Genomic DNA, 13,709 nt, shown 5'->3' with positions numbered 1-13,709 from the left:
GCCCGCCACCGGCCGGCTCGCCCGNCNTCNGCCGGTGGCCGCGGCGCCGTTCAGCCGGCCGCCCGGCGGGCGGCGCGGGCCTCGCGGCGGCGCAGCGCGCGCCGTTCGTCCTCGCCGGTGCCGCCCCACACGCCGAAGTCCTGCCCGGCGTCCAGGGCCCACCGCAGGCACGGTTCGCGCACCGGGCAGCCCGTGCAGACGCGCTTCGCCTGCTCGGCCTGCATCAGCGCCGGGCCGCTGGTTCCCACGGGGAAGAACAGGTCCGGGTCCTCGTCGCGGCACGCGGCCGACTGTCGCCAGTCCTCCACGGAAGTCTCCTTCGCTCGTCGGTAGGTACACGGCCCTCCGGCTACGCACGACCGCGTACCCGATGCGCCTGACCCTCACCACGGCATTGAAACGACACCGTCTCCTCCATATGAGGAAAATGCCCAAAAAAGTCACACGGCGGTCACGTGTGCGGTCGGGGCGGCCCTCTCCGGGGCGTTCGCACCGGGGTTTGGAACGGCGGGGACGGTAAAGGCGCTGAAGCGAGGCAGTTATCCGCACACGACGGTAGGAGACTCCATGGGAATCATCGCGTGGATACTCATAGGGCTGATCGCCGGCATGATCGCCAAGGCCCTGATGCCGGGGCGCGACCCCGGCGGCGCCATCATCACCATGCTCATCGGTATCGCCGGTGGTCTCCTCGGCGGCTGGCTGGGCAAGGTCCTCTTCGGGGTCGACTCCATCGACGGCTTCTTCGACCTCTCCACCTGGATCGCCGCCATCATCGGCTCGGTGATCCTGCTCGCCGTGTACCGGATGGTCACCGGTTCCCACCGGACCCGCCGGCACGCCTGACCCGTACCGCGGCGGCGGTGCCCCCGGCCGGGGTGCCGCCGTCGCCGGTCCCCGACGCTCGGGCATCCAGAAGCGGCAATCCGGAGGCGGTCATGGCCAGTACACCCGAAACCCTGAGACTCGGCTGCGAGCAGCTCGCCCAACTCATCGGGCAGCAACCGGAGTCCGTCTCGTCCTTCCAGCGCACCGACGACGGCTGGCGGTTGAACGTCGAGGTCGTCGAGGTGTCCCGCATTCCCGACACGACGAGCCTGCTCTCCTCGTACGAGGTGGAGCTCGACGAGGACGGCGGCCTCACCGGCTACCGGCGCGTCCGCCGCTACGAGCGGGGCCGGGCCGACGACCAGGGCCGCTGACCGGCGCCGGCCGGCGCGGAGCGCCCCCGAGGCGCCGACCCTTCCGGACCACGGACCGACAACGACGGACCGACAACGACGAACCGACCACTGACACCTCGTCAGAAAGGCGGAAAGACATGACGGTTGACACCCGATCCACTACGGGCGGCGGCGGCAGCAGCGGTCTGTACGACGTCCTGGAACTCGTCCTCGACCGGGGACTGGTCATCGACGCGTTCGTGCGCGTCTCGCTCGTCGGCATCGAGATCCTCAAGGTCGACGTGCGGGTCGTCGTCGCCAGCGTCGACACGTACCTGCGCTTCGCCGAGGCCTGCAACCGCCTCGACCTGGAGACCGGCCGCAAGGCGCCGGCGCAGCTCACCGACGTCGTCGAGGACATGACCAAGTCCGGGTCCCACGGCAAGACCAAGGGCGCGCTGCAGGGCGCGGCGCAGACGGTCTCCGAGACCCTCGGCCGCTCCTCGTCCCGCCAGGAGAAGAAGGAGGAACAGGAGAAGTGAGCACGTACGTCTACGGCATCATCCGCAGCTCGCACCCCTCGCTCCCGGAGAAGCTGGACGGCGTGGGGGACCCGCCCCACCCCGTGCGGGTCCTCACCCACGGTGGGGTCGCCGCGCTGGTGAGCGACGCGCCCGAGAACCTGCGGCCGAAGCGGCGGGACCTGCTGGCCCATCAGAACGTGCTCGCCGAGGCGGGCGCGCAGGGCACGGTCCTCCCGCTGCGGTTCGGCGGGGTCTCCCCCGACGACGACGCCGTCCTGGCCGTCCTGCGGGACCGCGAGGAGCACTACCTGGAGCGGCTCAAGAGCCTCGACGGCAAGGTCGAGTACAACGTGAAGGCGGCCCACGACGAGGAGGCCGTGCTCCACCAGGTCCTCGCCGACAACCCGGAGCTGCGGGCGATGAGCCAGGAGCAGCGGGCGGCGGGCGGCGGCACGTACGAGCAGAAGCTCGCCCTCGGCGAGCGCATCGCGGCGGCCGTCAAGCACCGGGAGGCCCGCGACGCGGTCCTGGTGCAGGAGGCCCTGGAGGGGGCCGCGACGGAGTGCCGGCCCGGCCCGGACAACACCGGCCGGCTGGCGAACCTGTCCTTCCTCGTCGAGCGGGACCGGGCGGGCTCGTTCACGGACGCGGTCGACGCGCTGGGCAAGGAGCACGGGCACCTGGTGCTCCAGGTGAACGGGCCGCTCCCGCCGTACAGCTTCGTGGAGTAGGCCGTGGGCCTGCTCGGAGAGCTGCTCCTGCTGCCCGCCGCGCCGCTGCGCGGTACCGCCTGGGTGCTGCGGCGGGTGGTGGAGGAGGCGGAACGGCAGTACTACGACCCGGCCGCCGTCCGCCGTGAACTCGCCCGTCTCACCGAGCGGCTGGAGGCCGGAGAGATCGACGAGGAGACGTTCGACCGGCTGGAGGACGAACTCCTCGACCGACTGGAGAAAGGGGCCGGGGGCCCATGACGACACCCACCCGTTCACCCTCCCCGTTCGCGCCCGAGGGCGGTGGCGCGAACCTCGCGGACATCCTGGAACGCGTCCTGGACAAGGGCGTCGTCATCGCGGGCGACATCCGCATCAACCTGCTCGACATCGAGCTGCTGACCATCAAGCTGCGGCTCGTCGTGGCCTCGGTGGAGCGTGCGCAGGAGATGGGCATCGACTGGTGGCGCCACGACCCGGCGCTCTCCTCGCAAGCCCGTCCCGACGCGCTGGCCAGCGAGAACGAGGAACTGCGGCGGCGCATCGCCGAACTGGAGGAGCGTACGGCATGAGCACCCTCGCCCCGTCCCTGCGCTATGTGTACGCCGTGTGCCGGCCCTTCGACGGGGTCCTCCCGGAGGGCGCCGCCGGGATCACCGGGGAGCCTCCCCGGCTGCTCCACCACGGCGACCTGGTCGCCGTGGTGGACGCGGTCCCCGCCGAGGACTTCGAGGAGGAGCCCCTGCGCGCCCGGCTGGAGGACCTGGACTGGCTGGCCGCCACCGCACGCTGCCACGACGCCGTCCTGGCGGCCCTCACCGCGGTCACCTCCCCCCTGCCGCTCCGGCTCGCCACGGTGTGCCGCGACGACAGCGGGGTGCGGCGGCTGCTGGACGAGGGGCACGAGCGGTTCACCCGGGCCCTGGAGCGCCTCGACGGGCGGGTCGAGTGGGGCGTGAAGGTGTACGCGCAGACGACACCCGCCGCCCGGCCCGCCACCCCCCGGGAGGCGCCGTCCGGAGCGGTCGGCGGACGGGAGTACCTGCGCCGGCGGCTGCGGGAGCGCAGCGGCCGGGAGGAGGGCCGGCAGCGCGCCGAGGACGCGGCCCGCACGCTGCACGCCCGGCTCTCCGCGCACGCCGAGGCGGCGGTCCTCCACCCGCCGCAGGACCCGCGGCTCACCGGCGACACGGGCGGGGTGAACGTCCTGAACGCCGCCTACCTCGTCGCCCGCGAGCAGGCCGAGGGCTTCGTCGCCCTCGTGGACCGGGCGACCGGGGAGGAGGGCGTGCGGGTCGAGCTGACCGGGCCGTGGGCGCCGTACTCGTTCGCCGGGATCGCGGAGGAGGAGGAAGCGGCGTGAGCGTGGAGCACCGCAGGGTCGCCCTGGTCGACCTGCTGGACCGGCTGCTCGCCGGCGGGGTCGTCCTCACCGGCGACCTGACGCTCAGCATCGCCGACGTGGACCTCGTGCGGGTCGACCTGAAGGCGCTGATCAGCTCGGTCGGCGACGGGATGCCGGCGCCGTGGGAGCGGCCGGCGTGAGCGGGACGCACCCGCGCCGCCGGGTGGAGCTCGACCCGGACTCCGTGGAGCGGGACCTCGCCCGCCTGGTCCTCACGGTGATCGAGCTGCTGCGGGAGCTGATGGAGCGCCAGGCGCTGCGCCGGGTGGAGGAGGGCGGCCTGACGGAGGACCAGGAGGAGCGCATCGGCATGACGCTGATGCTGCTGGAGGACCGCATGGAGGTCCTGCGGAACCGGTTCGGGCTGGAACCGGAGGACCTGAACATCGACCTGGGGCCGCTCGGCCCGCTGCTGTGAGGGCGTGCGGCGGACGGCGGCCGACCGGCGCCGGGGGCCTCCCCCGGCGCCGTACCGCGTGAAGGAGACGAGTCATGGATCACTCTCGGGTCCCGGTCCTCGAAGCCCTGGAGGAGTTCAGGCGGCGCGGCGACGCGGTGTACGGGCCGCCGGGGCACAAGCAGGGGCTCGGAGTCGACCCGAGGGTGCTGGAGGTCCTCGGGGAGGGGCTGTTCCGGGCCGACGTGCTGTCGCTGAACGGACTGGACGACCGCCGCGAGTCGCGAGGGGTGCTCGCCCGGGCCCAGGAGCTGATGGCGGACGCGGTGGGAGCGGAGCACGCCTTCTTCTCCACCTGCGGCAGCTCCCTGTCGGTGAGGACCGCGATGCTCGCGGTGGCCGGGCCCGGTGAGAAGCTGCTGCTGTCCCGCAACGCCCACAAGTCGGTGATCGCGGCGGTGATCGTCAACGGGGTGGAGCCGGTGTGGGTCCACCCGAAGTGGGACGCGGAGCGGCACCTGGCGCACCCCCCGGAGCCGGACGACGTGCGCCGCTCCCTGCGGGCCCACCCGGACGCCAAGGGGATGCTGCTGATCACCCCCACCGACTGGGGGTCCTGCGCGGACGTCCGCGGCGCCGCCGAGGCGTGCCACGCGCACGACGTCCCGCTGATCGTCGACGAGGCGTGGGGCGCCCACCTGCCGTTCCATCCGGCGCTGCCGGCCTGGGGCATGGACGCCGGGGCCGACCTGGTCGTGACCAGCGTGCACAAGATGGGCGGGGCGGTCGAGCAGAGCTCCGTCTTCCACCTCCAGGGCGACCGGGTGTCGCCCGAGGTGCTCCGCCAGCGGGAGGACCTGCTGGCCACGACCAGCTCGTCGTCGCTGGTGTTCGCGACGCTCGACGGGTGGCGCCGCCAGATGGTCGAGCAGGGCCACGACCTGCTGGAGGGCGCGCTGCGCCGGGCGGGGCGCGTGCGGGAGGCCGTCGCGGGCATGCCGGGGCTGCGCCTCATGGACGACGCCGTCGTCCGGGAGGGCCTGGCGGCGGAGATCGACCCGCTGAAGATCACCGTCGACGTGCGGGAGCTGGGCGTCAGCGGGATGCAGGCCGCCGAGTGGCTGCGGGCGGAGCGCCACGTCGACATCGGCGCGGCCGACTCGTGCCGGATCAGCGCGATCCTCACCCACGCCGACGACGACCGGACCGAGAACGTGCTGTGCGACGCCCTGCGCGCGCTGGTCGAGGGCGCGGACTCCATCGAGCGGCCGCGGCCGGTGCTGCTGCCCGAGCCGGGCGTGCTGGAGCTGGAGCAGGCGGTGCTGCCCCGCACGGCGTTCTTCGGCGAGGCGGAGCACGTGCCGGCGGAGAAGGCCGCGGGCCGGGTCGCCGCGGAGACGATCAGCCCCTACCCGCCGGGCGTCCCGGTCGTCGCGCCCGGTGAGGTCATCACGGCGGAGGTGGTCGACTACCTGCGCAGCGGGGTCGCCGCGGGGATGCTGGTGCCCGACGCGGCCGACGGGTCGCTGGAGACGTTCCGGGTCCTCGCGGAGTGAGTTCCGCCGGGCCCGCGCCGGCCCCGTCGCCGCGTCCGCGGTGACGGGGCCGGCGCACGTGTGGGGCGCTCGCGCGGGGCCCGTTCCCCGGCCTGCGGGGAACGCCTCAGGACCGGCCGTCGCCGCCGGGGCGGTCGGCGGCGCCGACATCCGCGCCGTCGGAGCCGTCAGGGCCCTCGGAACCGTCCGGGCCGTCGGAGCCCTCGGAGGGGTCCTTCTCCACCCCGGCGAGCGGTTCGCCGCCGGCCGTGCCCTCGCCGGGCCGGTACCCCTCGGCGGCGCTCGCCGTACCGGGCACGTCGCGGCGGTGCGCCGTGTCCTCGGCGCCCGAGCCGGCGCCGGGCGCCTCGCGGCTCCGCTCGCGGGCCCGGTCGTGTGACGTCTCGTCGTTCATGCTGCCTCCCAGGTCGGCGCGGTGGGAGGGCCGGGTACCCGCCGGCCCTCCCCGCGACACGCCCCGACGGGACGATCGCACCGCCCCCGGACCGCCCCGNGAGGCCCCCTCCCCCGCCCGGCCGTGCCGCCGCCTCTGCTCCTTCCGGGGCCGGGCGTCACCGGTTCGCCCGCCACGGGCGCGCGACCGCCGGGCGGGAGTGCCACCCTGAGCCGTGAGGATCCCGCCCGGGTCCCGCGGACCGCCCGGGCACGCCCCCGCGACGGAAGGACCCCCCGTGATCACCACCGACTTCGTCCCCGGCTCCCCGTGCTGGCTGGACCTGGGCGCGCCCGACGTCGAGGCGGCCGCCGGGTTCTACCGGTCCGTCTTCGGCTGGGAGTACCGGCCCATGGGCCCGGAGGCGGGCGGCTACGGCGTCTTCCTGCTGGACGGCAGGGCGGTCGCCGGGCTCGGTCCGCTCGTCGAGGAGGGCGCCCGCCCGGCGTGGACGATCTACTTCCACACGCAGGACGCCGACGCCTCCGCCCGGGCCGTGCTCCGGTCGGGCGGCACGGTACGGGTCCCCCCGACGGACGTCGGCGGCGAGGGCCGGATGGCGCAGTGCACCGACCCGCAGGGCGGCCGGTTCGCGGTGTGGGAGCCGGGCTCCACCAAGGGCGTCGAGGCGGCGGACGGCCCGGGCGCGCTGTCGTGGGTCGAGCTGTACACGACCGACGTGTCCGCCGCCGGGAAGTTCTACGGGGAGCTGTTCGGCTGGCGGGCGCAGGACATGGACCTCCCGGGGGGCGGCACGTACACGCTGATCACCCCGGCCGGGCTGCCGGACGAGCGGATGCACGGCGGCATGATGCAGCTCTCCCCCTCGCAACTGGGGCTGACGGACGGCAGCCCGTACTGGCACCCGGTGTTCGGTTCGGCCGACTGCGACGCCACCGTCGCCCGGGCCGTGTCGGGCGGCGGCACCGTCATGACGGGCCCCGAGGACGCCGAGGGCATCGGGCGCCTGGCGGTCTGCGTCGACCCGGCCGGCGCGGACTTCGTCGTCCTCGCCCCGGGCCGGGACTGAAGACCGGGAGCGGGCCGGTGCGACGGGCCGGTCCGCTCCCGGGCCCGCGACCCCCGGGCCCCGGCAGCGTTTGCCGGGGCCGTCCTCCCGTACGAGGGTGATGGCGATGGACACGCCGCTGCGAACGTTCACGGAGAGCCCGGAGGACCCCTTCTCCCTCCACCGGGCGGCGACGGCCGTCCTCGACGAGCAGGGCACGGTCGTCGGCTGGAGCAGGATCGCCGAGGACCTGCTCGGCTACCGGCCCGAGGAGGTCCTCGGCAGCCACGCGCTGAGCGTGCTGATCGCCCCGGAGGACCGGGCCGCCGCCAAGGAGGTGGTCACGACGTGCGTCGCGGCGGGCGGCTGGTTCGGGGTGCTGCCGGTGCGCGGGAAGGACGGGCGGTCGCTGCGGATGGGGTTCCGCACGCGGCTCGTCCTGCGGGCCGGGGGCCACCGGGAGTGGTTCCTCATCGGCGCGCCGGCGGACGAGGTGATCCAGTGGGAGATCGACCGGTCGCTGCTGGACGGGATCTTCCGCCGCTGTCCCATCGGCGTCAGCGTGTACGGGCCGGACCTGGAGGTCCTGCGGGTCAACCGGGCCATCGCCATGTTCGCGGGCATGTCCGCCGACGCGCTGCGGGGAACCCGGACGGGTGACTTCCTGGTGGCGCCGGACGCGCGGATCGCGGAGCGCGGACTGCGGTCGGTCCTGGAGACCGGCCGCCCCCTGATCTTCATCGAGCAGCCGTGCCGGCTGCTGACGGACCCGCCGGGGCGGGAGCGGTTCGTGGCCGTGTCCGCCTTCCGGATGCAGGACCCGGCCGGGGAGGTGCTGGGCGTCACCCAGTTCGTGGAGGACGTGACCGAGCGGGAGCGGGCCCGGCGGCGGCTCGCCCTGCTGAACGACGCCAGCGGGCGGATCGGCACGACCCTCGACGTCGTGCGTACGGCCCAGGAGCTGGCGCGGGTGGCGGTGCCCGGTCTCGCGGACTGCGTGGCCGTGGACCTGCTGGAGCCGGTCGTCCAGGGCGGGGAGCCCGGGCCCGCCGGTTCGGCGCGCCTGCACCGGGCGGCGCTGAGCTGCGTCTCGGAACGGCCGCCGCCGGCCGCGCGGCGCCCCGACGGCGAGGTGGTGTTCGCCCCGGACCCGGTGCAGGAGCGGTGCCTGCGGCAGCGGCTGCCCGTGCTGGAGACGGGCACGGTGGCGGGGNNNGGGCGGCGCCGGGGCGGAGGCGGACGCGCACTCGGCGCTGACGGTGCCGCTGACCGCGCGCGGGGCGGTGCTGGGGGTGGTGAGCATGTGGCGGGCGTACCGGCCGGACCCGTTCGAGGAGGACGACCTGACGCTGGCCGGGGAGTTCGCCGCGCGGGCCGCCGTCTCCATCGACAACGCCCGCCGCTACACCCAGCAGCGGACGGCCGCGCTGTCGCTGCAGCGGAGCCTGCTGCCCACGGCCGTGCCGGAGCACCCGGCGGTGGAGGTCGCCCACCGGTACCTGCCGGCGGGCGGCGTCACGGAGGTCGGCGGGGACTGGTTCGACGTGATCCCGCTGTCCGGTTCGCGCGTCGCCCTGGTGGTGGGCGACGTGGTCGGGCACGGCGTCCCGGCGGCGGCGACGATGGGGCGGCTGCGCACGGCCGTGCACACGCTGGCCGGCCTCGACCTGGAGCCGGACGAGGTGCTGTCGCAGCTGGACGACCTGGTCGGGCGGATCGCCGGGGAGCAGGAGGGGGCGGGCCCGGTGGCCGGGGAGCAGATCGTGGGCGCGAGCTGCCTGTACGCGGTGTACGACCCGGTCTCGCGGCACTGCTCGCTGGCGCGGGCCGGGCACCCGCCGCCGGTGGTGGTCACGCCGGACGGGCGGGCCGCCCTCGCCGAGATGCCCGCCGGCCCGCCGCTGGGACTGGGGGGCCTGCCGTTCGAGAGCGCCGAGTTCGAACTGCCGGAGGGCAGCCTGCTCGCCCTCTACACGGACGGGCTCGTCGAGTCCGGCCGGCACGACGTCGAGGAGGGGCTGGAGCTGCTGTACGGGGTGCTGAGCAGGCCGGGGGGCGATCTGGACGCGCTGTGCGCGGAGGTGACGCGGACGGTGATGCCCGAGCACCCCACCGACGACGTCGCCGTGCTCCTGGCCCGGACGCGGGTCCTCGCCGGCGACAGGGTGGCGACGTGGACGCTGCGGGCCGAGCCGACCGCGGCGCAGCGGGCCCGGCGGCTGACGTCGGCGCAACTGGCGGAGTGGGGCCTGGACGACCTGGTGCTGACGACGGAGCTGATCGTCAGCGAACTCGTCACCAACGCCTACCGGTACGCGTCCGGGCCGGTGCAGCTGCGCCTGATCCGGAACTCCTCGCTGATCTGCGAGGTGTCCGACGGCAGTACGACGGCCCCGCACCTGCGGCGGGCCCGCAGCACCGACGAGGGCGGCCGGGGCCTGTTCCTGGTCGCGCAGCTGTCGGAGCGCTGGGGCGCCCGGTACACCCGGGACGGCAAGACGGTCTGGACGGAGCAGCCGCTGGGCGGCGCGCCCGGTCTCCCCGGCCCGGTCGGCGGCCTCGACGGTTAGGGCGCTTTGCCGGAGGGGAGCCGCGGCCCGGCCGGGTCCCGGCCGCGGTTCCGCCCCGGTCCGGCCCGCCTCCCGGGGGACCCGGCCGGGGCGGCGAGGGGGTGTAGGGGTGGGCCAGGGGTTTCCCTCTTTCCCGGAACCGGCGCCACGCGTTTCACTTTCGGTCACCCCGCAGGAGAAGCACCTGTTCATTCGCCGTCCGGAAGGGTTTCTCTTGACCGTCATCCCCGCCCGTGTGAGCGCCGCCCTGGCGATCGCCTGCGCCGTCGTCGTCGGCGCGGCCGTGCCGTCCTCCGCGATCAACTCGTACAACGCGACCCCGGCGCCCGAGCGCACCGAGGTCGGCGCGCTGGTCGCCACCTGGGACGCCGACGGCGACCCCGCGACGCCCGACCGGGTCGACTGGGTGTGCTCCGGCACCATGATCGACGCCGACACGTTCCTCACCGCCGCGCACTGCACCACCGACTGGCCGGAGAACGCGCGGTTCTTCGTCTCCCTCGACCAGGACGTGCAGGGCGCCCTCGACGAGGCGGCCGAGCGGCACCCCGGCGACCCGGCGGCCGTCGCCCGCGACGTCGCCGTCGAGGGCACCGTGCACAACCACCCGGGCTACCCCGGTTCCGCCTCCGACACGTACGACATCGCGGTGGTCCAGCTGCCCGCCGCGCAGGTCGCCGCCCGCTGGTCGTTCACCCCGGCGGCGCTGCCCCGGGAGGGCGCGCTCGGCGCGCTGGGCCCGCGCGGCCTGGAGGACCTGTCGTTCACCGTCGCCGGGTACGGCACCCAGGAGTCGCAGCGCGGCCCGGGCGGCCACACCCACCCGGGCGGCGGCGTGCGGATGAAGGCTCCCGTGTCGTTCAACGCGCTCAACCCCTCGTGGGTGCGGCTCGGGATGACCGCCCCGCAGGGCAACGGCGGGGCCTGCTACGGCGACTCCGGCGGCCCGAACTTCGCCCGGCTCGACGGGAAGCGGACGCTGGTGGCGACGACCATCACCGGCGACGGCCCGTGCTACGCGACCAACGTCGCCTACCGTCTGGACGCGCCCGGTGCCCGGGCGTTCCTGGCGCCGTTCACGACCCTCCCGTAGGGGCGGACGGACCGCGGGACGCACCGTCCCGCACCTGACGGGGAACCCGGTCTCCGGCTGTACATGGGGAGACCCGGTACCGGGTTCCCGACCAACCAGCACGGGCCGCTCCCGGTTCCCCGGGAGCGAGCCCCTCTGCGGGCGCCGCGGTGAGGAGGGCCGCGCGGTCGGCCGGCGGGCGGGATCCCGCCCGCCGCCCCCGTGCGGACACCGCGGGCGCCGACTCCCGGCCCCGGCCCCCGACAGGGGGGCCGGGGCCGTTCGTACGTGCGCCGGGCCGCCGGTCCACCCGTACGGGCTCCCCCGGGTGGCGGGCGGACCGGGACCGTGCGGCGCTGGAGGCGGGGCGGAGACGGCCCCGGCGGCCCGCCCGGCGTCCTCCGCGTGCGGCGGGCGNCGGGCGGGGCGCCCCGCACCGGCGTGCAGGGAGTGGGTCAGCGATGGTGGACGTGTCGGTCGTCGTTCCCTGTCTCGACGAGAGCGAGGTGATCGGCGCGTTCCACGCGGCGGTGGTGGCCGCGCTGGAGCCCACGGGGACCGTCTTCGAGATCTGCTACGTGGACGACGGCAGCCGCGACGGGACGGTGGAGCGGCTGCGGGAGCTGGCCCGGGCCGATGCGCGGGTGCGGTACACGTCGTTCAGCCGGAACTTCGGCAAGGAGTCGGCGATGCTCGCCGGGATGCGGATGTCCCGGGGCGCCGCGGTGGTGCTGATGGACGCCGACCTCCAGCACCCGCCGGAACTGCTGCCGCGGATGCTGGAGCTGCGCCGGCACGGCTACGACCAGGTGGTGGCGCGCCGGGACCGGTCCGGTGAGGGCCCGGTCCGCAGGGCGCTCGGCCGCGCCTACTACCGGCTGGTGCGGCGGTTCATGGAGGTGGAGGTCGTCGACGGGGCCGGCGACTTCCGGCTGCTGTCGCGGCGCGCCGTGGCGGCGGTCCTGTCGCTGCCGGAGAGCAACCGGTTCTCCAAGGGCCTGTTCTCGTGGATCGGCTTCGACACGGTCGACTTCCGCTACGAGGACGCGCGGCGGGCCGCCGGCAGGTCCAAGTGGGGCGGCAGGCGGCTGCTGAACTACGGCATCGACGGGCTGCTGTCCTTCAACAGCCGCCCGCTGCGGCTGGCCGTGCACACCGGTCTGTGGCTGTTCCTCTCGGCGTTCGCCTACGCCCTGTGGATCGTGGGGAACGCGCTGCTGGACGGCGTGGACACCCCCGGGTACGCGACGCTGATCACGGCGGTGGTCGGGCTGGGCGGGGTGCAGCTGGCGACGCTCGGGGTGATCGGCGAGTACGTCGGGCGGATCTACCACGAGGCGAAGCGGCGCCCCCACTACGTGGTGCGGGAGACCGAGCGGGACGTGCCGGGGAATCCCGCGGCGGGTCCCGCCCCGGCCCGGGCGGGCCGGCCCTGACCGGGGCGCGGGCCTACGGGGCGCGCCGGCCGTCGGTGACGCGGTCCAGGCGGTAGTAGTCGGCGACGCAGCGCGCCGGCCACGGGCGTGCGCCCCCCGCGCCGAACGGCTCCAGCATCCGGGCGACGGTGTTCGGCGTGTACGGGGCGGTCCTGGCGCCGCTCGCGGCCCGCTCGCGCAGGAACCGGTCCTGGCGGTCCCAGCGTTCGGCCCGGTCCCGCATGTCGCCGCCGAGCCGGTGCAGCGGGACGGCCAGGCCCGCGACGGCCGCGGCGCACACGGCGGCGGAGACGGCCGCGGCGGCGTACCGGAGGGCGACGGGCCGCCCGGCGCGGCGCAGGGCCCTGCCGAGGAGGGCGCCCGCGGCGACGAGCAGCAGCACGTACGGCAGCAGGTAGTCGTTCCAGGTCCGCTCCGTGGTCAGGACCCGGGTGCCGAACACCGGATAGGTGATGACGGTGCACAGGTAGCCGCAGGCGAGGACGGTCCCCGCGCCGAGGGACAGCAGCCGCAGCGGGCGGCACGGCAGCAGGACGGCGGGCCCGGCGTCCGGGCGGCGGCGGGCCAGGAGGCCCAGCAGGACGCCCGCGGCGACGGCCCCCGCGTACTGCCAGGTCGTGAGGACCGTCTCCAGGACGCGGGCGAACAGCTTCAGGGAGGTGAGGAGGGAGTCCGGGGCGAGCATGGAGGCGGTTCCGGCGTCGTAGCGGTCGCGGCGGTGGCGCGCGCCGGGGGACGTGACCAGCAGGAGCGTGCCGGCGGCGACGCCCGCCGTGCCGGTGAGCGCCCAGACGCGGACGGTGCGGCGGACCCGCTCGGCGAGGACCTGCGGCGCCAGGACGGCGACGGCGCCGAGCACGACCAGGGCGACGACCGACGCCTCCTCGGAGAGGGTGCCGGTGAACACCCCGGCCAGGAGGGCGGTGGCGAGGGCGCCGGCCCGGCCGCGCCGGCCGCGGGCCGCGAGCAGCGGCAGGGCGGCGCCGGCGGCCAGGACCGGGGCGAGGGTGTGGGAGACCGAGGCGGCGGGCCAGTAGAAGGTCTTGTACGTGTTCGGGGTGGCCAGCAGGAACACGGCGCTCGCCATGGCGGCGGCCAGGAGCGCGGTGCCGCGCGGCGCGCACAGGCCGGCGCGGCGCAGCAGCAGGGCGGTGAGGGCCCACAGCAGGCCGAGCACGACCGCCGCGCTGACGGCGGGGTACCACTGGTGCCCGGCGACCGGGAACCTCGCGTACAGGCCGACGAGGAGGCCGTTGGCGAGACGGCCGTTGTCGACCGCGTAGAACTGCTCGACGATCCCGGTGACGCCGCGGTCGCGGACCAGCGGCAGGAAGCACCACTCGTCTGCCGAGGGGCGGACGTGCCGGCCCAGTGCGGACGCCGCCGCCAGCAGGGCGAGCGGCAGGGCCGCGAGGGCCGCGGCGCCCGCGGCNN

General features: G+C 75.5%; 17 protein-coding genes and 1 pseudogene. 15 read left to right on the top strand and 3 right to left on the bottom strand.

Annotated features, from left to right (window positions below; all coding sequences use genetic code 11):
* Nucleotides 1–50: 50 nt before the first annotated feature.
* On the bottom strand, nucleotides 51–308 hold the full coding sequence (locus MW084_RS23535) for a WhiB family transcriptional regulator (protein ID WP_010474816.1): 258 nt from the start codon (nucleotides 306–308) through the stop codon (nucleotides 51–53).
* Between the two features lie 259 nt (nucleotides 309–567).
* On the opposite strand from MW084_RS23535, the gene MW084_RS23530 reads away from it, so the two are divergent.
* The 10 genes from MW084_RS23530 to MW084_RS23485 all read left to right on the top strand — a co-directional run bounded on the left by MW084_RS23530 (nucleotide 568) and on the right by MW084_RS23485 (nucleotide 5,755).
* Complete coding sequence (locus MW084_RS23530; RefSeq protein ID WP_010474814.1) at nucleotides 568–846, top strand: GlsB/YeaQ/YmgE family stress response membrane protein; 279 nt, start codon at nucleotides 568–570, stop codon at nucleotides 844–846.
* Between the two features lie 92 nt (nucleotides 847–938).
* The gene (locus MW084_RS23525; RefSeq protein ID WP_010474812.1) at nucleotides 939–1,202 is read left to right on the top strand and encodes a gas vesicle protein GvpO; all 264 of its coding nucleotides are present in this window, start codon (nucleotides 939–941) and stop codon (nucleotides 1,200–1,202) included.
* A gap of 119 nt (nucleotides 1,203–1,321) precedes the next feature.
* Nucleotides 1,322–1,705, top strand: a complete 384-nt coding sequence (gvpJ, locus tag MW084_RS23520; RefSeq protein WP_010474810.1) for a gas vesicle protein GvpJ — start codon at nucleotides 1,322–1,324, stop codon at nucleotides 1,703–1,705.
* On the top strand, nucleotides 1,702–2,418 hold the full coding sequence (locus MW084_RS23515; RefSeq protein ID WP_010474807.1) for a GvpL/GvpF family gas vesicle protein: 717 nt from the start codon (nucleotides 1,702–1,704) through the stop codon (nucleotides 2,416–2,418). The genes gvpJ and MW084_RS23515 overlap by 4 nt, the downstream gene beginning before the upstream one ends.
* A 3-nt stretch (nucleotides 2,419–2,421) precedes the next feature.
* On the top strand, nucleotides 2,422–2,658 hold the full coding sequence (locus tag MW084_RS23510) for a gas vesicle protein GvpG (protein ID WP_010474806.1): 237 nt from the start codon (nucleotides 2,422–2,424) through the stop codon (nucleotides 2,656–2,658).
* Nucleotides 2,655–2,969: a gas vesicle protein gene (locus MW084_RS23505; protein ID WP_010474804.1), complete on the top strand. Its 315-nt coding sequence runs from the start codon at nucleotides 2,655–2,657 to the stop codon at nucleotides 2,967–2,969. Before MW084_RS23510 ends, MW084_RS23505 begins: the two co-directional genes overlap by 4 nt.
* Nucleotides 2,966–3,760 (top strand): GvpL/GvpF family gas vesicle protein, encoded by a 795-nt coding sequence (locus MW084_RS23500; protein ID WP_010474802.1) that lies wholly within the window; start codon nucleotides 2,966–2,968, stop codon nucleotides 3,758–3,760. Before MW084_RS23505 ends, MW084_RS23500 begins: the two co-directional genes overlap by 4 nt.
* On the top strand, nucleotides 3,757–3,942 hold the full coding sequence (locus tag MW084_RS23495) for a gas vesicle protein (protein WP_010474800.1): 186 nt from the start codon (nucleotides 3,757–3,759) through the stop codon (nucleotides 3,940–3,942). The genes MW084_RS23500 and MW084_RS23495 overlap by 4 nt, the downstream gene beginning before the upstream one ends.
* Nucleotides 3,939–4,220, top strand: a complete 282-nt coding sequence (locus tag MW084_RS23490) for a gas vesicle protein K (protein ID WP_029553825.1) — start codon at nucleotides 3,939–3,941, stop codon at nucleotides 4,218–4,220. The genes MW084_RS23495 and MW084_RS23490 overlap by 4 nt, the downstream gene beginning before the upstream one ends.
* A 74-nt stretch (nucleotides 4,221–4,294) precedes the next feature.
* Nucleotides 4,295–5,755: an aminotransferase class I/II-fold pyridoxal phosphate-dependent enzyme gene (locus tag MW084_RS23485; protein WP_010474796.1), complete on the top strand. Its 1,461-nt coding sequence runs from the start codon at nucleotides 4,295–4,297 to the stop codon at nucleotides 5,753–5,755.
* Nucleotides 5,756–5,861: 106 nt separating this feature from the next.
* Here the strand turns inward: MW084_RS23485 and MW084_RS23480 are convergent, their stop codons facing one another.
* Nucleotides 5,862–6,149: a hypothetical protein gene (locus tag MW084_RS23480; protein ID WP_010474794.1), complete on the bottom strand. Its 288-nt coding sequence runs from the start codon at nucleotides 6,147–6,149 to the stop codon at nucleotides 5,862–5,864.
* Nucleotides 6,150–6,426: 277 nt separating this feature from the next.
* Here MW084_RS23480 and MW084_RS23475 point away from each other — a divergent pair, with 277 nt between their 5' ends.
* From MW084_RS23475 to MW084_RS23455, 5 genes and pseudogenes are all read left to right on the top strand, one after another.
* Nucleotides 6,427–7,218 carry a VOC family protein gene (locus MW084_RS23475; RefSeq protein ID WP_010474792.1) on the top strand — a complete coding sequence of 264 codons (792 nt, stop codon included), beginning with the start codon at nucleotides 6,427–6,429 and terminating at the stop codon, nucleotides 7,216–7,218.
* A 100-nt stretch (nucleotides 7,219–7,318) separates the two neighbouring features.
* Nucleotides 7,319–8,410 (top strand): annotated as a pseudogene (locus MW084_RS23470) (PAS domain-containing protein); the annotation flags it as partial.
* 3 nt (nucleotides 8,411–8,413) lie between these two features.
* A partial coding sequence (locus MW084_RS23465; protein WP_275563774.1) for an ATP-binding SpoIIE family protein phosphatase occupies nucleotides 8,414–9,767 on the top strand: 1,354 nt, incomplete at its 5' end.
* A gap of 214 nt (nucleotides 9,768–9,981) precedes the next feature.
* A complete protein-coding gene (locus MW084_RS23460) occupies nucleotides 9,982–10,860 on the top strand; it encodes a trypsin-like serine protease (protein WP_010474788.1) in 879 nt (292 codons plus the stop codon).
* A 440-nt stretch (nucleotides 10,861–11,300) separates the two neighbouring features.
* Complete coding sequence (locus tag MW084_RS23455) at nucleotides 11,301–12,275, top strand: glycosyltransferase family 2 protein (protein ID WP_010474786.1); 975 nt, start codon at nucleotides 11,301–11,303, stop codon at nucleotides 12,273–12,275.
* Between the two features lie 13 nt (nucleotides 12,276–12,288).
* Here MW084_RS23455 and MW084_RS23450 read toward each other — a convergent pair whose 3' ends face one another.
* The gene (locus tag MW084_RS23450) at nucleotides 12,289–13,452 is read right to left on the bottom strand and encodes a DUF6056 family protein (protein ID WP_275563857.1); all 1,164 of its coding nucleotides are present in this window, start codon (nucleotides 13,450–13,452) and stop codon (nucleotides 12,289–12,291) included.
* Between the last annotated feature and the right edge of the window lie 257 nt (nucleotides 13,453–13,709).

The sequence above is a fragment of the Streptomyces sudanensis genome, from assembly GCF_023614315.1.
Lineage (GTDB): Bacteria > Actinomycetota > Actinomycetes > Streptomycetales > Streptomycetaceae > Streptomyces > Streptomyces sudanensis.
Note: the sequence above shows the minus strand (reverse complement) of the source record. Positions and strands in the feature narration are given on the sequence as shown.

Coding starts and splice junctions, on each gene's coding strand:
- MW084_RS23485 (WP_010474796.1), top strand. CDS start 4,295: ATGGATCACTCTCGGGTCCCGGTCCTCGAAGCCCTGGAGGAGTTCAGG.
- MW084_RS23455 (WP_010474786.1), top strand. CDS start 11,301: ATGGTGGACGTGTCGGTCGTCGTTCCCTGTCTCGACGAGAGCGAGGTG.
- MW084_RS23530 (WP_010474814.1), top strand. CDS start 568: ATGGGAATCATCGCGTGGATACTCATAGGGCTGATCGCCGGCATGATC.
- MW084_RS23500 (WP_010474802.1), top strand. CDS start 2,966: ATGAGCACCCTCGCCCCGTCCCTGCGCTATGTGTACGCCGTGTGCCGG.
- gvpJ (WP_010474810.1), top strand. CDS start 1,322: ATGACGGTTGACACCCGATCCACTACGGGCGGCGGCGGCAGCAGCGGT.
- MW084_RS23480 (WP_010474794.1), bottom strand. CDS start 6,149: ATGAACGACGAGACGTCACACGACCGGGCCCGCGAGCGGAGCCGCGAG.
- MW084_RS23505 (WP_010474804.1), top strand. CDS start 2,655: ATGACGACACCCACCCGTTCACCCTCCCCGTTCGCGCCCGAGGGCGGT.
- MW084_RS23525 (WP_010474812.1), top strand. CDS start 939: ATGGCCAGTACACCCGAAACCCTGAGACTCGGCTGCGAGCAGCTCGCC.